The organism is Pseudoalteromonas sp. 78C3 (genome assembly GCF_002836695.1).
Lineage (GTDB): Bacteria > Pseudomonadota > Gammaproteobacteria > Enterobacterales > Alteromonadaceae > Pseudoalteromonas > Pseudoalteromonas arctica.
The window spans coordinates 1-21359 of the sequence record NZ_PJAV01000125.1 but is presented as its reverse complement, the minus strand read 5'-3'; the positions used below and the strand labels follow the sequence as shown (position 1 = coordinate 21359).

Below are 21359 nucleotides of genomic sequence, written 5' to 3'. Positions count from 1 at the left end.
GATTAACAAAGGCTCAGTTAGTCTATATAAAACTGATTGAGCTAGTATCGATTAGCTACAATTTAAAATTGTTCAAATGGGAAGAAAACAATGAAATTAAAATCACTTACAATTGCAATCGCGTTGGCTGCAACTAGCGCATCTACATTCGCTGCTGATAAAGAAGAAGGTTTCTACATTGGCGCATTTGGCGACTATTATGACGCATCTTGGAAAAACATGCGTGCTCAAGCTGGTCTTGATGTAAATGAATCAACTGGCTGGGGTGTTGAAGCCGGTTACCGTTTCAGTGATTACTGGAGCGCACGTCTTGAATATGCAGATATGGATTTTAATGCTTTTGATAAAGTTGCTGGCAACCGCAACGGTATTGATGGCGAGCGTTACGGTATTGATGCTCTTTACCATTTAAATGGCGGTCCTTTCTACGGTCTTTTCGGTATTAAAGAAATAGACGTAGTAGATGACAATACATTCTTAAATGCAGGTGTTGGTTACCAACATTTCATTACAGATGGCTTATTTGTAAATGCTGAAACAGCTGTATACCAAGGTCTTGACCGTGGTTACACAGATGTAGGCGCTAAAATTGGTATTAACTACTTATTTGGCCAAAATTCAGCTCCTGTAGAGCCAGTTAAACCAGCTCCAGAGCCTAAGGTAATTGAAGTAGCTGTAGCTCCTACAGATAGCGACAACGACAACATTCCTGATGCAGATGATAAGTGTGCTAACACACCTATGACTGATGCAGTTGATGGCACTGGTTGTACTTTATATGAAGATAAAGAAGTGACTGTAAGCTTATTAGTGACTTTCCCTAACAATGCTTCAGCAGTATCTACTCAGTACTTAAACGATATTGAAAAAGTATCTGCATTCTTAAAAGATTACCCAGATACAACAGTACTTTTAGAAGGTCACACTTCTTCTGTAGGTAAAGCAACTTACAACAAATGGTTATCTAAAAAACGTGCTGATGCAGTAGCTAAGCAATTAGTTACTGATGGCATTGCTAAAGACCGTATTACTACAGTTGGTTTAGGTGAAGAGCGTCTTAAAAATGATGCAAACACTAAAGCTGCAAACGCAGAAAACCGTCGTGTAGAAGCGCATATCAAAACTATCAAAAACGTTAAAGTTTTACGTTAATTAAATAGTTTATAATAAAAACCCAGCCAAGTGCTGGGTTTTTTTATGCCTGTAATAAATTAGTATTGTTTAATGGTAATGATTCTTACTTAACAAGTATTCATGAAAATAGTTTTTACTACAACCACTATTCATAGTATTTATAATCGGTATAATCAGTTGCGTAACTGGATGGATTTTCATCTATCCATAAAAGCTTTATAATTACGCGTTAGAATACTATAAGTATTGGGTAACTTATTTGCGCTTGAAGCGCTACCGGATACTTTCACGTCACCAAGAGGGCAATATTGTGCTACAAGAATATCGTAAACACGTAGAAGAACGTGCCGCGTTAGGTATCGTACCAGCGCCATTAGATGCTCAGCAAACTGCTGATCTTATTGAATTAATCAAAACTCCACCTGCAGGTGAAGAAGAATTCATTTTAGATTTGTTCATTCAGCGTATACCAGCAGGTGTTGATGATGCTGCTTATATTAAAGCGGGCTTCTTAGCAGCTGTAGCTAAAGGTGAAACTAATTCTCCACTTGTTTCTAAAGAAAAAGCGGCAGAATTATTAGGTACAATGTTGGGCGGTTACAATATCGCACCAATGATTGACCTACTTGATGACGAAACACTTGCACCAATCGTAGTTAAAGGCCTTTCAAATACATTACTTATGTTTGATGCGTTCTACGATGTAGAAGAAAAAGCAAAAGCAGGTAATACATTCGCTAAGCAAATTATTGAGTCTTGGGCAAATGCAGAATGGTTTACTAATAAGCCAGCTGTTGCTGAAAAGATCTCAGTTACTGTATTTAAAGTAACTGGCGAAACAAATACTGATGACTTGTCTCCTGCACCAGATGCATGGTCTCGTCCAGATATCCCACTTCATGCTTTAGCAATGCTAAAAATTGAACGTGACGGTATTACACCTGATAAAGCGGGCGAAGTAGGTCCAATTACTCAGCTTGAAGAATTAAAAACTAAAGGTTTACCACTTGCTTACGTAGGTGATGTTGTTGGTACGGGTTCTTCTCGTAAGTCTGCAACTAACTCTGTACTTTGGTTTATGGGCGATGATATCCCGTTCGTACCAAACAAGCGTGTTGGCGGTGTATGTTTAGGTAATAAAATTGCTCCAATTTTCTTCAACACAATGGAAGATTCAGGCGCATTACCAATCGAATTAAATGTTGATGAACTCAACATGGGTGAGCAAATCGACATTTATCCGTACGAAGGTGTTGTTAAGCAACATGGTACTGATAAAGTGATTTCTACTTTTGAACTTAAATCTGATGTGATTTTAGATGAAGTTCGTGCTGGTGGTCGTATTCCACTAATTATCGGTCGTGGTTTAACTGATAAAGCGCGTACATCTCTTGGCTTAGGTGCAACTGATACATTTAAAGTACCAACAGCAACAGAAGTTTCTGATAAAGGCTTCACACTAGCGCAAAAAATGGTTGGTAAAGCATGTAACGTTGCAGGTATTCGCCCAGGTCAGTACTGTGAGCCTAAAATGACAACTGTTGGTTCGCAAGATACAACAGGTCCTATGACACGTGATGAACTTAAAGATCTAGCATGTTTAGGTTTCTCTGCAGATTTAACAATGCAGTCATTCTGTCATACATCAGCTTATCCTAAGCCTATCGATGTAAGCACTCACCATACGCTTCCTGATTTCATCATGAACCGTGGCGGTGTTTCACTTCGTCCAGGTGATGGTATTATTCACTCATGGTTAAACCGTATGTTATTACCAGATACCGTAGGTACTGGTGGTGATTCACATACACGTTTCCCATTAGGTATTTCATTCCCAGCAGGTTCGGGTGCAGTAGCATTCGCAGCAGCAACTGGTGTTATGCCACTTGATATGCCTGAATCTATTTTGGTTCGTTTTAAAGGCGAAATGCAACCAGGCATCACTTTACGTGACCTTGTTCATGCAATCCCTTACTACGGTATCAAACAAGGTTTATTAACAGTTGAGAAAAAAGGTAAAATTAACGAATTCTCTGGTCGCGTACTAGAAATTGAAGGCGTTGAGCACCTAACTGTTGAGCAAGCGTTTGAATTATCAGATGCATCTGCAGAGCGTTCGGCAGCAGGTTGTACTGTTAAGTTATCTAAAGAGTCTATCTCTGAATACCTAGAATCAAACATTGTTATGCTTAAGTGGATGATTTCTGAAGGTTACGGCGATGTACGTACGATTGAACGTCGTATTACTGCAATGCAAGATTGGTTAGCTAACCCAGAACTAATGGAAGCTGACGCTGATGCAGAGTACAAGCATATCGTTGAAATTGATTTAGCTGAGATTAAAGAGCCAGTTCTTTGTGCTCCAAATGACCCAGATGATGCGCGTCTTCTTTCTGATGTTGCTGGCGAGAAAATAGATGAAGTATTCATCGGTTCTTGTATGACTAACATTGGTCACTTCCGTGCTGCTGGTAAGTTGCTTGATGGCTTTAAAGGTCAACTTCCGACTCAGCTTTGGGTTGCTCCACCTACTAAGATGGACAAAGACCAACTTACAGAAGAAGGTTACTACGGTATTTTTGGTCGTGTTGGCGCACGTATCGAAACTCCAGGTTGTTCACTATGTATGGGTAACCAAGCACGTGTTGCAGATAAAGCAACGGTTGTGTCTACCTCTACACGTAACTTCCCTAACCGTTTAGGTAATGGCGCAAACGTATTCTTAGCATCATCTGAGCTTGCTGCAATTGCTGCAATCATTGGTAAATTACCAACAGTTGCTGAGTACCAAGAATATGCTGCGAAGATCAATGCAACGGCGTCAGATACATACCGTTACTTGAACTTCCACCGTATGCCTGCTTACACTAAAAAAGCAGACAACGTGATTATTCAACAAGCTGTATAATTTTTAGAGTTTGTTTAAAAACCCGCTTAGGCGGGTTTTTTATTGGCTAAAATAAATATTAGATAGTTCATGCTTCTTTTTTTATATTATTGTATTAAATCTAGTCTTAAGTTGCTTTTAAAGTAAGTAATCGCGCAAAAATTCCTATCAAAATGCATTAAAATCCTCATCAATATTCTCATTATCTTAGGCGAGATTTTATGACAGCATTAAACAACCAGAATTTACTGCAACTACGTTTTGTTAACCAAGCAAATATTGATTTGGTTAAGCCTTCTTTTGATAACCTGCCTGCAAATCCATATGCAGATGGTGCCTTTCGTAAACGTCGTTACTCAGTAGTTAAAATGCAAAATGGTGAAATAAAGTTACAACAAACCAAAGCATTTGTTCAAGACGATTCAATTAATACTTTTCAAGGTAATGTAGAGCGTACTTACGAAAACCTAGAGCAAAGTTTACTTGAGTCAGAAGGCATGAAAAGCATTGTAAATGAGTTTCGCCAACTTACGGGTATTGATGAGCAGCGTGATATTGAAATTCATCAGTTCCGTATGCTTGCAATTAACAGCGATACGCCGGCAGCGCCAGAAGGCGTGCATCAAGATGGTTTTGATCATGTATGTATATGTGGTGTTTCTCACGAGAATTTAGAAGGCGGCGAGCTACTTGTATACGAAAACAAGCAAGCTGAGCCTTGTTTTAAAATGGAAATAAAAGACGGCATGTTTGCATTAATAAACGACCGTCAAGTGTGGCATAACGCAACACCTATGAACAAAATTGATGCTAGCAAACCAGGTTACCTGGATTGTTTTGTATTAACGTCTTAAGGAATAAGCATGAACATAACGCAATTACGTGAGCAGTTTCCTGCATTAATGCAAAACGTTGATGGTAAATCGCCCGTATTTTTAGACGGACCAGGTGGCTCGCAAGTGCCAACATCGGTGCTTAATGCGATGACAGCTTATTTAGGTCATTATAATTCGAACTTAGGTGGCGCGTTTTTTTCAAGTGATAAAACGGTTGAGTTGATGGCGAATGCGCGCCAAGCCGCCGCTGATTTACTTAATGCACCTAGCTCACAACAAATTGTGTTTGGTCCAAACATGACCAGCCTAACATTTAGCTTTAGCCGTGCAATTTCACGTGACTGGCAGGCTGGCGATGAAATAATTGTAACCAATGCAGATCACTTCTCAAATGTATCGTCGTGGCAACAAGCCGCAGAAGATAAAGGCGTAAAGGTAAATACAGCGCTTATTAACGAAGCAGATTGCAGCTTAGATATGGCGCAGTTTGAAAGCTTATTAAACAGCAACACTAAGCTTGTAGCGGTAACGTATGCTTCAAATACCACCGGTTCAATTAATAATATTAAACGTATTGTTGAGCTTGCTCACGCTGTAGGCGCACTTGTTTATGTTGATGCCGTACATTACGCACCGCACGAACTTGTAGACGTGCAAGCACTTGATTGCGACTTTTTAGCCTGCTCTGCATATAAGTTTTTTGGCCCGCATTTAGGTATGGTTTACGGTAAAAAAGAACATTTAGAAGGGTTTACACCTTATAAAGTTGAGCCAGCTAAAGACGTAGCACCAGGTCGTTGGGAAACCGGCACACAAAGCTTTGAGGCAATGGCGGGTTTTATCGCGGCTGTTGATTACATTGCAGCAATTAGCGAACTTGACGATAGCCATTCACGCCGCGAAAAGCTAAGCATAGCTTTTGCTAAAACTAAACAACACGAAATGGCGCTTAGTGAGCACTTTTTAACGCGCTTGGTAAACTACCCACGCATTAAGCTGTTTGGTATTGATGACTTTGATCGCTTAAATGAGCGTACACCTACTTTTGCTTTAACTTTTGAAGGGCTTGAGCCACGCGCTGTTTCAGAATTTTTAGGTAAACAGCATATATGCGTGTGGGATGGTAACTTTTATGCCCAAGGTTTGTGCAAGCAATTAGATGTGCTTGATAAAGGCGGTGTAGTGCGCATTGGTTGTATGCACTACAACACCATTAAAGAGCTTGATCAGTTATTTGATTTATTTGATGAGCTACTAGGTTAATCATATAAGTTTTGGTGCGCTAACTCTTTGGCGCACCATATATTTGTTCTGCACGATTAAACAGCACCCACGATGTTAAAATATACTTATCGTTTGATACTGGCTTATTACCTCTATGAGTATGTGTAAAGTAGCCTGGGGCTATTACCATAGTGCCTTTTTTAGGTGCGATTTTACGATTTTGATAGTAAAACTCAGTTTCACCACCTTCTTCTACATCGTTTAAATAAAACATAAATAACAACACGCGATGCAAAGCTTCATTGTGCTGTAGCTGCGGGTAAACTTCACTATGCCAGTAAGGGTAGCCACCTTTGTTTACTTCATATTTTTGCGCTTGAATATTACCAAGTCTAAAAATTTGCTGCACTAGCAAAGGTAATTGCGGTTTACCCACTTCTTCAAAATTCTCTTGGGTTAAATCGACTACTTCACCTGTTTTTGGGTGATAGACCTTTAAGCCAAACGCCCCAATCATCATAAAAATATGCTCTTCAACATACTTAAAAACATGCTGTGCAGTCGTTTGTTGTATATGTTTTAATTGTTGTGCATATTCGGGGTGATTATTTAAGTGTAGGTCGTGACTGTCTTTTTTCTTTAAGTCGACACCGCCCGATGTTACCCCTTGTCTTACATGCGGGCTTTGCGCGAATGTGGAAATAAATTCATCGCAAAACTCATCGCTTAATGCGTTATCAACAACGCGTATAAAGTCCGTCATGGTTTACCTTTATATAATTATTATTGGATTTTTATGTTTATTGAAAAAGTGATGCCGCGCTTTAGCGAAACAGATGCACTCGGACACATTAACAATACCGTACTCCCTGTATGGTTTGAAGTCGCACGTGGACCTATTTTTAAGTTTTTTACACCGGACTTAAACCCGCATGATTGGAAATTGATTATCGCCAAAGTTGAAGTGTCGTTTGTGGGCGAATTATTTTATGGCCACGAAGTGACCGTAAAAACCTCTGTAGAGCATATAGGCATTAGCTCTTTTACGCTTAGACAGGAAGCATGGCAACACGATAAATGCTGTGCAATAGGCAAAGCTGTGATGGTGAGGTACGATTTTATTGCTAAATCAAAGCAAGCGCTTAGCATTGACGAAAAAGCAGCGCTTAACGAGCACATTTACCAAAGCAGTTAACCTTACGAGGCTTATGTTTTACATAAGCCCATACTGAGCTGAATTATTGTAAATATATGATGGCAGCTGTAAATATTTGTCGAGAAATTTCAACGTATTTAGATTGAGTTACAGGCTTCAATTATATACTATTTATATTATATATTGTTGCGCCGTTATAACAGGAAATGTTAATTCGGTAATTTGATTGGAGAATGCGTGTGACATCTATTGCCAATAACCAACCTTTACAAGTTATTCAGCTCAGTGATGGTCAAAATTTAACAGCTGAAATTTTGCCATTTGGCGCAATAATAAAAAGCATTAAATTTAAAAAACAAGAAATGACGCTTAGCGTCGATGATCCTCAATACTATCTTGAAAACCCATTTTATCTTGGCGCTACAGTAGGTCGATACGCTAATCGCATTGCAAAGGGGCGTTTTAACTTATCTGGTACGCAGTATCAACTAGAAGCAAATAACGGCCCTAATAGCCTGCACGGCGGCGTTAAAGGCTTTAATAAAGTACTTTGGCAAGTAACCAAACAAACTGAAAGTGAAGTTGAACTTTATTATTGCTCGCCCGACGGCGAACAAGGTTTCCCCGGTGAGTTGCAGGTTTGGCAAACGATTAGCGCTAAAAACGGCGAGCTTACTCTGCACTTTAAAGCGCTAACCAATAAAGAAACGCTCGTTAACTTTACTAACCATTGCTATTTTAATCTTGATGGCAGCGAATCAATTAATGAACACCTTGTTCAAGTTAATGCCAATTACTATCTTTCTATTGATACAACTAGTATTCCACTTAATGAATCTGCATCAGTCACCGGTACCTGCTTTGACTTTACTAAGCCAGCTCAAGTTGGTGAGGCCTTAAGCGCCGTTCATCCTCAACTAGAAGCTGGAAATGGCTTTGATCACTGCTATATTTTTAATGATGACAGCAGTTTAAAGACGATGGCTACATTAACTTCGCCACACACGAACGTTAGTTTAACCCTTAAAAGTACGCAGCCAGGCATGCAGCTTTATACCGCAAACTTTGTTGGTTCGCCTTTTAAAGCACGGCAAGCTTTGTGTTTTGAAGCGCAAAATTGGCCAGATGCGCCAAATCGTGAAAATTTTCCAAAAGCTAATTTATTGCCGGGAGAGGATTACGAACAGGTTATTATTTACTCTTTTTCTGAATGAATACAGCATTCTAATGTTAATTTAAAGAAAATTAAAAGCAAAAATACAGTGATTAAATGCTATCCATAATTCAGGAAAAGGTTGCACTTTTTGCTGGTTTAAAGTATTTATAATATAAATAGTATTTGAAACTATATGCACTACCACAACGACACAACGACTACACACAATCAGGAGTTTTTAAAAAATGATAATTAACAATAAGTTATCGTTCAACAAGAAAACCGCGATCAGTATTGCTATCACAGGCATATTGGCAAGCGGAAACGTTGCAGCTCAAGGCGCTGAAGGCAATACGCCTACAGTAGTAAATGAAGATGTTGAAGTTATCGCAGTAACGGGTATCCGCAGCAGCTTACGTTCATCAATGTTAGATAAAAAAGCATCTAATGTTGTTACAGACGGGATTAAAGCAGAAGATCTTGGTAAATTTCCTGATTTAAACGTAGCAGAATCTCTGCAACGTATTACAGGTGTAGCAATTGACCGTAGTGGTGGTGAAGGCCAAGCGGTAACTATTCGTGGTTTTGGTCCACAATTTAATACTGTACTTGTTAATGGTCGTCAAATTGCGACAGACAGTGCAGGTCGTGAATTTAACTTTGATGTATTGGCTGCGGATCAAATCACCGGTGCTGATATTTATAAAAGTAATACAGCAACTCTTCAAGAAGGCGGCATTGGTGGTACGGTTAACGTAACTACAGCACGTCCTTTTGATTTTGGTGGTTTACATATTTTAGGTTCAGTTAAAGGTATGTACGAAAGCCTTTCTGAAGAAGTATCTCCATCAACATCATTCTTAATAAGTAATACGTTTAACGATGACAAGCTAGGTGTGCTTTTTGCCATCACTAATCAACAACGTAAACTTCAAAATAACCAAATTTTAACGGCTGGTTGGCGCGGTGGCCAAACAATTTCTAATCCAACGGATGGTGTATTGTTTGAAAATGCTTACATTCCTCGTAACTGGGACCAAGTAGTTGATGAGCAAGACCGCGAGCGTACAAATGCAAGTTTAGTACTTCAATACGCACCGTCTGACGATGTTACGATTACTGTTGATGGCATGATTTCAAAATTCGAAGTTGACTCAACAGTACGCGATTTAGCATCTTGGTTTGAACCAGACCGCGTAGGCAGTGCAACGATTGATCCAGAAACAGGCACTCTTTTAACTTTCTCTCAAGAAGTTGGTTTAGGCGCGCCAAGTGGCGACCCTGCAAGTGACTTTGTATCGCATACACGTAATTCACGTGATGTAACTAATAAAGCATTTGGTATTAACGTTGATTGGCAAGTAAACGAGTCATTAAAAGCTAAATTTGATGTATCTCGCTCAACAGCCGAAAATGACCGAGCAGGTACTGACCGTTTTAACGTTGTAGGTATTATTAATAGCTATACTTTTGACGGTACTGGCAGTATTCCTACTGTACAGCATGACGGTTTTGAAAATGGTTCATTGCCTGATCCAAGCCTAGCGAGACTTCATTACAACGAAATTGGTAATCAATTTACAGATGAAGATGAAATTACTGAAGTAAAAGCCGATTTTGAATATGTGCCAGATAAAGGCCCAGTTGATCGTATTAACTTTGGTGCTTATCGCCAAGAGCGTGAAAAATCAAGCTTTCAAATCTTTGGTAGTCAATGTCAGTTCTGTGGTTACGGGACAGAAGCGCCACTTGATGCAATTGATTTTGAAGCATACCAAGCAAGCAATTACTTCCCAGGCTTAATCGATACATTTTATAGCTACGACGGTGATAAAATGCTTGATTACCTAGCCGATCAAGGTTTCCCTGTAGAGCCAACACTACAAAATAACCGTTATACAATTAACGAAGACATCACTAGCTTATACATGGACTTTACGCTTGGTTTTGACCTTTCAGATATGCCCGTAACAGTTAACTTTGGCGCGCGTTACTCAGAAACTGATATTGAAGTTGCTGCAATACAAAGCTTTATTAGCGATGTAATACCAACATCTGACGCAACATTGTTTGCTAACGTATTTGGCCCGGCTACAAGCATTGAACAAGGTACTAGCTACTCAAACTTACTCCCTTCTTTAAATGTTAAGTTAGAGCTGCAAGATAACATGATTTTACGCTTTGCAGCGTACGACAGTATCACTCGCCCAACTATGTCTCAGCTATCTCCTGCGACAAACTTTAACGAGCCACGTCGTCAAAATTTAACGGCAAGTGGTGGTAACCCAGCACTTAAACCATTCCAGTCTGAAAACTGGGATATTTCTTACGAGTGGTACTACAACGATGCTAACTTATTTAGCTTTGCAGTATTTAGTAAAGAAGTAGATGACTTTATTGTTACCCTAACAGGTGCAGAAACATACGAAATGTCTGACCGTTCAGGTCCTGATTTTGCGTGTACTACATGTACAGACCAAACAGATGACGAACTTGTTGGTAGTTCAGAAGTTTACACTGTAAGTCGTCCTCAAAATGGTGAGTCTGCAACTGTAACCGGTTTTGAAGTCGGTGTTACTCACATGTTTGAAAATGGCTTTGGTTTTATTGCCAATGCAACTGTTGTGAATAGCGACATTAGTGTGGGTGACGATACTACACAAACATTTGCACTAGAAGGTCTTGGGGATTCACAAAACTTAATATTTTTCTATGAGCAAGATAACTGGCAAGCACGTGTTGCATTTAACAACCGTGAAGGCTTTTTACGCTTAGTTGATAACGGCTTTAACGGTGAACCAGTTAACGTAGAAACTTACGGTCAGTGGGATATTAGTGCAAGCTACGATATTAACGAAAACTTCACTATTTTTGCAGAAGGCATCAATATTACTGAAGAAGAGCTAGTACAAACAGGTCGTTTTGCTAACCAAATCTATTCAGTAGAAGATAATGGCTCACGTTACGCGTTTGGTATTCGCGGATCGTTTTAATTAATGATGGAGGCGTATTTTTAGCCTCTTAGTTTTCATTACAGCACCAAGGTGCTAATACCAATTAGGTTAATTTAGCAGTAATGTATATTAGTTAACCTAATTGGCTAAAATGAATACACATTAAATCAAAATGCCCTAACGGGCATTTGTTGTATAAAACGTTATCAGAAATACTCAAAGAGTAGTCCATTATGAATAAAGCAATAAAAACAGTAGCGGTAGTTGGCGGTGGTACAGCAGGATGGCTGAGCGCTGCAATTATAGCTTCGTATCACCAAGGTCAAAATGGTGACGGCTTAAAAGTGATGTTGGTTGAATCATCAGACATTCCAACTATTGGCGTAGGTGAAGGTACCTGGCCCACGATGAAAAACACACTTCAGCAAATAGGCTTGCGTGAAGTCGATGTGTTTAAAGCCTGTAATGCTACCTTCAAACAAGGCGGGAAGTTTGTAAATTGGACGCACGGCAACAACGACTTTTACTACCATCCATTTACTGTACCGCTAGGCTACGGCCGCATAGATTTAGCCCCTTATTTAGATAATGTTGAAGACTTTGCACAGCAAACTAATTTTCAACATGATATTTGCGAAGCAAGCTTAGCCCCAAGAGGTATAGCGCAGGGTGAATATCAAGGTAATTGTAATTACGCTTATCACTTAGATGCCGGCGCTTTTGCAGAAATGCTTAAACAGCATTGTAAAAGTAAGCTTGGCGTAGAGCATATTATTGGTACTGTTGATCAGGTAAAGCTTGATGGCGGTGGTGCAATAAATACGCTGACATTAAAAGATCAAACCCGCACCATAAATGCCGACTTATACATAGACTGTACTGGTTTTTCATCATTGTTATTAGGCCAAGCGCTCAACGTACCGTTTAAAAAAATGGACCACGTGCTATTTAACGACAGCGCACTGGCTATGCAAGTCCCTTACGATGAAAACGAGCAGCTTCTTGCCAGCCATACCATAGCAACAGCGCAAAACGCTGGATGGATTTGGGATATAGGTTTAACGCACCGCCGAGGTGTAGGGCATGTCTATTCAAGCAAATTTTTATCAGACGATGAAGCAGAGCAAAACCTAAGAGACTATTTAGGCGATGCAGCAAACGGTTTAACTGCCCGTAAAATTAGTTTTGAATCAGGATACCGTGAGAAGTTTTGGCATAAAAACTGTGTTGCTATTGGTATGTCAGCAGGATTTGTAGAGCCGCTTGAAGCAACCGCTATTATGCTTGTTGAAATTTCAGCACGCTTTGTAGCAGAGCACATGCCAGCAGACACACAAGTAATGTCTATTGTAGCTAAACGCTTTAACGAGCAAATGGATTACCGCTGGCAGCGTATTATCGACTTTTTAAAGCTTCATTACATGCTAACCAAGCGCTCAGAGCCTTACTGGCAAGCACATGTACAGCCCAATACTATTCCACAAACCCTGCAAGAAGATTTACTTCTTTGGGGAAGCCGTGGCCCACTTATTCAAGATTTTCATGGCGCATTAGAGTTATTCCCTGCTGCCAGTTATCAGTATGTTTTGTACGGTATGGGCTTTAAGCCTGACTTTACTAAACAAGCATATTTGTATTCACAACATGTGCAAGCCAAACAAATAATTGAACGTAACAGCCAGCTTACACAGCAGATGTTGCAAACTTTGCCACCTCACCGTGCTTTTATAGAGCAGTGGTTAGCAGCTAACCCAGTTTAAGGATGTGTAACTATGGCTATTAGTGAACTAGTAAACACCAAACACCAAACATTAAAAATTAACCCTAATGCCGCTGTTGAATACGCAAAAAAACAGCATTTAGTTAATTTAAGAGCAAATGAAATAGCAAAAGCAGCCTGCGACTTACCTGTTTTTTTAGCACGTAACGCACAAAATGGCAGCTATACCGTATCAGCGTTAACAAGCTTTAGTGCTGGGCAAAGTCTATTGGTAAATAACAACCAATGGCAGGCACTTTACACACCCGTATGCATGCAAACCCAGCCGCTTTACTTAATGACTCGAGAAGCAAATAGTAGCGATTATTTTATTGCGATTGATGAGCAAAGCTCAGCCGTAAACACCGAGCAGGGTGAGTCACTATTTGATGCTAAAGGTAACCCAAGTTTATTTTTAAGTGCACAGAAAAAGTTGTTAGAAAGCGATTTAAAAAATGATTACCAAACGTATCAATTTACCCAAGAAGTTGCGCGTTTAGGACTCATTAAAAACATAAATATTGTATTGCAGTTTGAACAAGGCGAAACCCAAACTATTCAAGGTTTGAGCACCGTTGATGAAGACAAATTGCAAACATTAGATAGCAATACCATTGCAGAACTACAAAAGCAGGGTTACTTAAGTGTGCTTAACAGTATGCTTATTTCTTTGTTTCAGTTAAATGCATTGGTAAAGCTGCATAACCAACGTCCCGAACTTATGCCTTTAAAGCAGATTAAGTTAGAACTAAGTCGAGATGCGCACGCGCTGTAGCGTACACTTTTTTATTACACAGACATTGCGCATAACGCGCAGGAGACACACACATGTCAGATAACATTTTACAGCTGGTGGTTTTTGTTTTTGTCACCGCTTTAATTGGTGGCCTTACTTATTGGAAATGCCGAGGCCAAAATCGCAATAACGGACAAAGCCAAACCAAAGAGTATTTTTTAGCGGGCGGTGGCCTTACTTGGATGTTTGTTGCAGGTTCAATCACATTAACTAATTTAAGTACTGATCAGCTTGTAGGTATGAATGGTAACCAAATGGCTTTACTGGTTTGGTGGGAGCTTGCAGCAATTATAGGTTTGATTATTTTAGCCAAAGTGTTCATTCCTGTTTATTACAAATACAACTGTACAACGACCACAGAGCTTTTAGAAAAGCGCTATAACAACAAACATATTCGCGCTGTTATTGGTGGTTTATTCTTTTTAGGTAATGCACTTATTTATATGCCAGCGGTTATTTATTCTGGCGCGCTATTTATGCAAACCATGTTTAAGGTTGATATTCCGCTAATGTATATCGCCACCGCATTTGCCATTATTGGTGCTGTTTATGCGTTTTTTGGCGGTCTGCGAGCAGTTGCTGTATCGGATACCTACAATGGCATACTTGTACTAGGCATGGCTGTTTTAGTCGTGTTTTTAGCACTTAATGCGATTGATTATGACTTTACGGGTATTCCTGAGGAGCGCTTAACACTCATAGGCGATGCTGACTCACCTATTCCGTGGCCAACACTTTTAACCGGTATGATCTTTATTCAAATGTATTACTGGGGTACTAACCAAACAATCACACAGCGAGCAATGGCAGCACCTAATGTTAAAGAAGCGCAAAAAGGTATATTTGCAGCTGCGGGTATTCGTTTTTTAATCGTCCCTGCAATTGTGGTATTACCGGGTATTATTTCGTTTAAACTTTATGGCGATATTGGCGACGCTGCTTATGGTCGAATTGTGGGTGATGTAATGCCAGCATGGTTAACCGGTGTGTTCGCAGCGGCAATGGCAGCAGCTGTACTCTCTACTTACAACAGCTTATTAAATTCAGCTACAGCACTATATGTGTGTGACATTCACGAAGCGTACTTTAATAAAGAGCCAAGTGTTGTAAAGCTAAGTGGTTACGTAACATTGCTACTAACAAGTTTAACACTGGTGCTTGTACCAATTTACCAGCAAGCAGACAGTATTATTAACTTGCTACAGCAATTGAATGGCTTATTAAGTATGCCTATATTCTCAATTTTTGTAGTGGGCTTATTATTTAAAAATGTTGATGCACGAGCGGGTATTGCAGCAGTAATTTTAGGTGTTGTAATGTACGGCATGCTTACATTTGCAAACTCACCACTACATACTGACATTCATTACATTCACTTAATGCCAATTACACTGATTGTATGTGTAGCCTTTGCATTGATAGTAAATAAAGTGGTATTTGGTTTGAATGCGCAGTGGGCAGGTAAAACACCGGCACTTGATGACGCAGGCCAAGTACAAGTACAAAAATAGATTATAAATAGTTTAAGCTGACAAAATCGGTCATGGGGAAACTCTGGCCGATTTTTTATATGTATTAAAAGCAACATGAGAACTTCAAAGCGAAGGTTAGTTTAATACTTTTTATTACAGTGGTACTTCCAGTGAGTTTATCTGACTATTTGCGATGTAAAGACTATCAAAACCTAATTTATATGATATATACTATTATTATTGAATGTCACTGTCTGATAGATTGTGGCTCAAGCAAAGAGATACATTTAGTACATAGTGTAGCTTACTAATTTTCGTTATATTTATAACTCACACAATGAACAAGAGGATAGGAAAATCATGGCCGACACTAAATCATTTTATCGATTAGACAGTGTAAACAGCACCGTTATTTTCGACTGCCAGAGCAAAACACCGGCGTTACTGTACTTTGGTAAACGCCTATCTGAGCAAACAACAGAAACAATGCTAACTCAGCTTGCTACGCGTCAAGAAGTAAAATGTGCCGTGGTTGAAGAAGCGCCTATTTCTCTATCTCCGTTATTAGGCGAAGGCTTTACTGGTGCGCCAGGGCTTGAGCTAGTAAATGATTCAATCGCATGGTCAGTAGGGCCACAACTTCAAGAAGTTCGTCAGCCTTCAGCCGCAACACTTGAATTTGTAAGCGTAGATAAGCTTCGTGGTATTGAAGTCGTGCACAGCATTACACTTGATAAAAGCACTGACGTACTAAGCGCACATACTGTATTAACTAATTTAAGCGACTCACCACTGGGCGTTAATTTTTGCGCCGCGCCAACATTTCAATTGCCAGATAGCGTAAGCAAAATAGTGAGCTTTGAAGGTCGTTGGTCAAATGAATTTCAACGTCAATCGGTTGATTTAGTCTTAGGCAGTTTTGTTCGTGAAAACCGTAAAGGCAAAACATCACACGATGTATTTCCTGGTTTATTAGTGCATAACGAAAATGCAGGCGAGCAGCACGGCGAATGTTACGGCTTTCATTTAGGTTGGAGTGGTAATAATAAACTACGCGCAGAGCTTTTAGCTGAAGGTCGTCGTTATGTACAAATGGGTGAGCTATTACTTCCTGGTGAGCTTACGCTTGCTAAAGGTCAAACGTATCAAAGCCCGAGCATTTATGGCTCGTTTTCAAGTGAAGGTTTTAGTGCGCTTTCTCGTAATTTCCATCGTTTTGTTAAAGCTAATTTACTTAGCCAAGCTCAACGTGAAAAAGCGCGCCCTGTGCATTACAACACGTGGGAAGGTATTTACTTTGATCACGACGTAGACACGCTTAAGCAACTAGCCGACAAAGTAGCGCCGTTAGGTATTGAGCGTTTTGTACTTGATGATGGCTGGTTTAAAGGCCGCCGTGGCGATAACGCTGGTTTAGGTGATTGGACAGTAGATTACAAAATTTACCCCGATGGTTTATCACCAGTTATAGATCATGTGAATAGCTTAGGTATGGAGTTTGGTATTTGGTTTGAACCAGAAATGGTTAACCCAGATAGTGATTTATACCGCGCGCATCCTGATTGGGTTTTAGGCTCCCAAAACAACGAACAGTTAAGCTTTAGAAATCAGCTAGTACTTGATTTAACGCGCTCTGAGGTTGTTGAGTACTTATACAAAGCCATCGACGATATTTTAGTTGAATACCCAACCATTAAGTACATTAAATGGGACATGAACCGCGATATTAACCATGCGGGTAATTTTGATGGTAAGCCAGCAGTGCACCAGCAAACATTAGCACTTTATCGTTTAATTGACCGTATTAAAGCGGCGCACCCAGGGCTTGAAATAGAAAGCTGTTCGTCAGGTGGTGCACGTGTAGATTACGGCGTACTTGCACACACAGACCGTGTATGGACGTCAGATTCAAACGATGCGCTTGATCGCCTTGAAATACAGCGTGGATGTTCGTTCTTTTTCCCATCGTCGGTTATGGGTGCACACGTAGGCCCACGCGATTGTCATATCACAGGGCGTAATGTAAGCATTGAAATGCGTGCTGCGGTATCAATGTTTGGTCATATGGGAATCGAAATGGACCCACGTGAACTGACCGATCACGAATACAATGCACTTAAAGCGGCAATAGCACTTCATAAAGAGCATCGTGAGTTTATTCATAGCGCCGATTTGTACCGCCTTGATAGCGACGATTTATCAATTAACTTTGGTTTAATCGATGAGCAAAAAACAAAAGCGTTATTTGCGTATAACAGCGTTCGCGAAACACCGCGTACAGCGCCTAATAAGCTTCGTTTTGTTGGCCTAGATGCCGATGCGCAGTACACACTTAATTTAGTGTGGCCGGTAAAATTTGAAGAGTATCGCCCATCTTCTATTGCTGCGGTAAATGGTCAAACATTTACAGGTGAAGCGCTAATGCAGTTTGGTTTACAAATGCCAATATCATTCCCGCAAACATCGCTTATATTTGAGCTTAACAAAGCTTAAATTTAACTAAGAGCAGTAAAAGGCGCTAATCGCTTTTATACTGCTTAGCTTAGCTTAGCTTAGCTCAGTTTAGATATCAGTAGTCAGCTCTATATTGTTTAGAGCTGACTTTTTTATATCCTTAGTAAGCTAATTTAGTAAATTAACTTAGTAAACTCAAAAGTATCGAAAATAGAGTGGTTACGCTTGCGCGTAATTTTGCTTGTTACCCAACCAACGTTGAATTAGTGGGTCAACAACCTCTGGGTGTTGCTTAAGCATTTGCTGTGCAATTGGTCTAACTTGATTAAGTATGTGCTTATCGCGGGTAAGATCGGCAATTTTAAACTCGGCTAACCCTGTTTGTTTTGTACCGAGTACTTCACCAGGGCCACGAATTTCTAAATCGCGCTCAGCTATCACAAAACCATCGTTACTATCGCGTAGTACACCTAATCGCTTTTGAGCAGTATGAGACAGTGGTGCGTGGTATAAAAGCACGCAATGCGATGCAGTAGCGCCACGGCCAACTCGCCCACGTAACTGATGCAGCTGTGCTAAGCCTAAGCGCTCAGGGTTTTCTATAATGATTAAGCTTGCATTAGGGACATCTACACCAACTTCAATAACCGTAGTGGCAACTAAAACATGTATATTACCTGCTTTAAACTCACTCATAATCGCTTGTTTTTCGGCTGATTTCATTCGCCCATGTACTAAACCTACGTTTAGCTCTGGTAATGCTTCTTTTAACTGTAGTGCACTGTCTTCAGCGGCTTGGCATTGCAGTACTTCAGATTCATCTATAAGTGTACATACCCAATAAACTTGGCGGCCTTGCTCGTTACACGCTAATTTAACGCGAGCAATAATATCGTCCCTGCGAGTATCAGGAAGTGCCACTGTTGTAATTGGCGTACGCCCAGGTGGTAGCTCGTCAATCACAGAGGTTTCTAAGTCGGCATAGGCTGTCATAGCGAGCGTACGTGGGATAGGTGTTGCGGTCATAACTAGTTGATGAGGGTAACAATCACCAAACTTACCTTTTTCGCGTAGTGATAAACGCTGGTGGACACCAAAGCGGTGTTGTTCATCGATAACGATAAGCACTAAGTTATTAAACTTAACTTCATCTTGAAATAAAGCGTGAGTACCTACAATCATTTGCGCCTCACCAGAGGCTATTTTTTCAAGTGTTGCTACGCGCTCTTTGCCTTTTGTTTTACCGCCAAGCCAAGCAACGGTTATACCTAGTTGATTAAACCACGTTGTAAAATTAACGCCATGTTGCTCTGATAAAATTTCAGTAGGAGCCATTAAAGCTACTTGAAAGCCCTGCGCAATGGCTGTTAGTGCACTAAGTGCTGCTACTAGGGTTTTACCTGAGCCTACATCGCCTTGCACTAAACGCATCATTGGATACGCGTGTTGCATGTCACCTTTAATTTCAGCAACTACGCGGCTTTGCGCATTTGTGGGTGCAAAAGGAAGTTGCTCTAAAAATTGGCTTTCTAATGTGTTTACCGGATTTAATGCCACGGCTTTAACTTGTTGCCCTTGCTCTCTTACTTTCAATAAGCTGAGGTTTTGAGCAAGTAACTCCTCAAATACAAGGCGCTGTTGAGCAGGGTGAGTACCTTGCTCTAATGCAGTTACATCAACATCATTTGGTGGGCGGTGCAGTAATAATAAGGCGTCACTTAGTGGCATATTTGATGGCTGCCACTGTGAAGGCAGTAGTTCTTCTACTGAGTATTTATGTAGTAAATCAATAGCCTGTTCGCTTAAAGCTCTAATCGATAGCTGCTTTAAACCTTCGGTTGTTGAATAAACGGGTGTTAATGTGGTCGCTACCGGCTGCTCGTTGGAAGTATCGCTGATGCTGTATTCAGGATGACTCATTTCAAAGCCAACACGGCCACGGCGCACTTCACCAAAACAACGTATTATTTTACCAGCACTAAATGCGTTTTTTTGTGCGGCGGTAAAATTAAAAAATCGTAATGTTAGCCTGCCAGTACCATCATTGATTTGGCAAACAAGCATGCGCCTTTTACCAAACGTAATTTGGCTTGTTTCAATTGTTGCTTCAACACTCACATGGCTATGCAATGCCAGTTCATTAATCGCGTATAAGCGAGTGCGATCTTCATAGCGAAGTGGCAAATGAAAAAGCATATCTTGCACAGTTAAAATACCTAGCTTTAACAAACGCTCAGCCATTTTTGGACCGACCCCTTTGAGCTCTGTAATTGGGTATTGATTTAAGCTAGGTTTAGACAAAGTGTATTAATCTCATTATTTGTGAGTAGGCTAAGTGTACTTACAGAGCTTTAGTCCATCAAGTATGTTTTAAAGCTTGCCAAAATTGCTCGTCAGCGACTATTTCGCCGTTTTCATCAAGTGCAGGGTAGGGTAATTTTTTTTGTTTACACTGCCTTGCAATAATAGGGTGGCAGCCTTCAAAGTAAAGTGGGTGCTTAACTTCGGCGCTCAACATATCTCTATTATATAAACCAGCTAGCTCACGTTGGCGCTGTGCTTCAAACAATATTAGCGCAGCAGCAACCGAAACATTTAGCGATTGCACCATGCCTTGCATTGGAATAATAATATTTTGATCGGCATATTCTAGGGCTTTTTCTGATATCCCCGTTTTTTCTTGTCCAACAATAATAGCCGTTGGCTTGGTGTAATCTACTTCTCTAAAATCAACGGCATCTTCTGATAGATGAGTCGCGAGTATTTGTATTTTTGGATTGCGTTCACGCATTGCAGTAACGGCATCATCAATATTTCTATGCAGGTGCGTCTCTAGCCAGTTTTTACTGCCACCTGAGGTATTATTTGTTAGCCATTTTTGCTTTTCAGGCCATACAGCATGTACGTGATGGCAACCAACCGCATCAGCACTTCGTACTATTGCAGATAAGTTATGGTGTTTGTGCACGTCTTCTAAACACACGGTTAGGTCTGTTTGACGGCGCGAAAGTACGTCTTCGATTCTTTGATAGCGAGTTTGCTGCATGGTTATCCTCTTTTTTCGGCAATTATACGAGATTTTTGCAGTTAAGGCATTACCGTACGGCTAATTGGATTTTGTAGAGAAATAAGTGTTTCTGTTGACTGAATGGCTTCTATTGCCTGTATTTTATTAATCAGCACATCTTGTAAGTGATCAATGGACTTTGTCATTACCTTTATAAATATGCTGTAGTTACCTGTTGTGTAATAAGCCTCTACCACTTCCTCCAATGCTTCTAGCTTTATAAGCGTTTGCGGATAATCTCGTGCGTTATTTAAATTAATGCCTATAAAGCAGCACACATCGTAGCCCAGCTGTTTAGTATTAATCGTTAATTGCGTTCCTGTAATGATCCCCGCTTGCTTCATTTTTTCAATTCTTACGTGAATTGTCCCCGCGCTTACATTAAATCTTTTTGCTAATTCGGCGTACGCAGTACGGGCATTTGCCATTAACGCATGAAGTATCTGTTTATCGAGATTATCGAT

At 40.2% G+C, this 21359-nt stretch carries 15 protein-coding genes; 11 read left to right on the top strand and 4 right to left on the bottom strand.

Translation table 11 applies throughout. From position 1 onward, the window contains the following. The first annotated feature begins 90 nt into the window (after positions 1–90). The 4 genes from CXF76_RS06005 (at position 91) to CXF76_RS05990 (ending at position 6120) form a co-directional block, all read left to right on the top strand. Positions 91–1152 (top strand): OmpA family protein, encoded by a 1062-nt coding sequence (locus tag CXF76_RS06005; RefSeq protein ID WP_024607656.1) that lies wholly within the window; start codon positions 91–93, stop codon positions 1150–1152. 292 nt (positions 1153–1444) lie between these two features. Then, entirely contained in the window at positions 1445–4042 is a 2598-nt protein-coding gene (gene acnB / locus CXF76_RS06000; protein ID WP_101163270.1) for a bifunctional aconitate hydratase 2/2-methylisocitrate dehydratase, read from the top strand. Between the two features lie 200 nt (positions 4043–4242). Continuing rightward, positions 4243–4875 carry a 2OG-Fe dioxygenase family protein gene (locus CXF76_RS05995; protein WP_007579988.1) on the top strand — a complete coding sequence of 211 codons (633 nt, stop codon included), beginning with the start codon at positions 4243–4245 and terminating at the stop codon, positions 4873–4875. A 9-nt stretch (positions 4876–4884) separates the two neighbouring features. Continuing rightward, a complete protein-coding gene (locus CXF76_RS05990; RefSeq protein ID WP_101163269.1) occupies positions 4885–6120 on the top strand; it encodes a cysteine desulfurase-like protein in 1236 nt (411 codons plus the stop codon). 19 nt (positions 6121–6139) lie between these two features. Here CXF76_RS05990 and CXF76_RS05985 read toward each other — a convergent pair whose 3' ends face one another. Further along, positions 6140–6844 (bottom strand): 2OG-Fe(II) oxygenase, encoded by a 705-nt coding sequence (locus CXF76_RS05985; protein ID WP_101163268.1) that lies wholly within the window; start codon positions 6842–6844, stop codon positions 6140–6142. Between the two features lie 33 nt (positions 6845–6877). On the opposite strand from CXF76_RS05985, the gene CXF76_RS05980 reads away from it, so the two are divergent. From CXF76_RS05980 to CXF76_RS05950, 7 genes are all read left to right on the top strand, one after another. Continuing rightward, positions 6878–7276 carry an acyl-CoA thioesterase gene (locus CXF76_RS05980; protein ID WP_101163267.1) on the top strand — a complete coding sequence of 133 codons (399 nt, stop codon included), beginning with the start codon at positions 6878–6880 and terminating at the stop codon, positions 7274–7276. 200 nt (positions 7277–7476) lie between these two features. Continuing rightward, positions 7477–8451, top strand: a complete 975-nt coding sequence (locus CXF76_RS05975) for an aldose epimerase family protein (protein ID WP_101163279.1) — start codon at positions 7477–7479, stop codon at positions 8449–8451. Between the two features lie 187 nt (positions 8452–8638). Beyond that, positions 8639–11386, top strand: coding sequence for a TonB-dependent receptor (locus CXF76_RS05970; RefSeq protein WP_101163266.1), 2748 nt, complete (start codon positions 8639–8641; stop codon positions 11384–11386). Positions 11387–11580: 194 nt separating this feature from the next. Then, positions 11581–13107: a tryptophan halogenase family protein gene (locus CXF76_RS05965; protein ID WP_101163265.1), complete on the top strand. Its 1527-nt coding sequence runs from the start codon at positions 11581–11583 to the stop codon at positions 13105–13107. Between the two features lie 12 nt (positions 13108–13119). After that, positions 13120–13881 (top strand): SapC family protein, encoded by a 762-nt coding sequence (locus CXF76_RS05960; RefSeq protein WP_101163264.1) that lies wholly within the window; start codon positions 13120–13122, stop codon positions 13879–13881. 53 nt (positions 13882–13934) lie between these two features. Beyond that, positions 13935–15413, top strand: coding sequence for an SLC5 family protein (locus tag CXF76_RS05955; protein ID WP_024607662.1), 1479 nt, complete (start codon positions 13935–13937; stop codon positions 15411–15413). A gap of 321 nt (positions 15414–15734) precedes the next feature. Next, complete coding sequence (locus tag CXF76_RS05950) at positions 15735–17867, top strand: alpha-galactosidase (RefSeq protein ID WP_101163263.1); 2133 nt, start codon at positions 15735–15737, stop codon at positions 17865–17867. A gap of 180 nt (positions 17868–18047) precedes the next feature. Here CXF76_RS05950 and recG read toward each other — a convergent pair whose 3' ends face one another. From recG to asnC, 3 genes are all read right to left on the bottom strand, one after another. Next, complete coding sequence (gene recG / locus CXF76_RS05945; protein WP_101163262.1) at positions 18048–20129, bottom strand: ATP-dependent DNA helicase RecG; 2082 nt, start codon at positions 20127–20129, stop codon at positions 18048–18050. A gap of 58 nt (positions 20130–20187) precedes the next feature. Continuing rightward, the gene (gene trmH, locus CXF76_RS05940; protein ID WP_101163261.1) at positions 20188–20874 is read right to left on the bottom strand and encodes a tRNA (guanosine(18)-2'-O)-methyltransferase TrmH; all 687 of its coding nucleotides are present in this window, start codon (positions 20872–20874) and stop codon (positions 20188–20190) included. Between the two features lie 41 nt (positions 20875–20915). Continuing rightward, positions 20916–21359 (bottom strand): transcriptional regulator AsnC (gene asnC / locus CXF76_RS05935; RefSeq protein ID WP_232785103.1); only part of this gene is annotated, 444 nt, incomplete at its 5' end.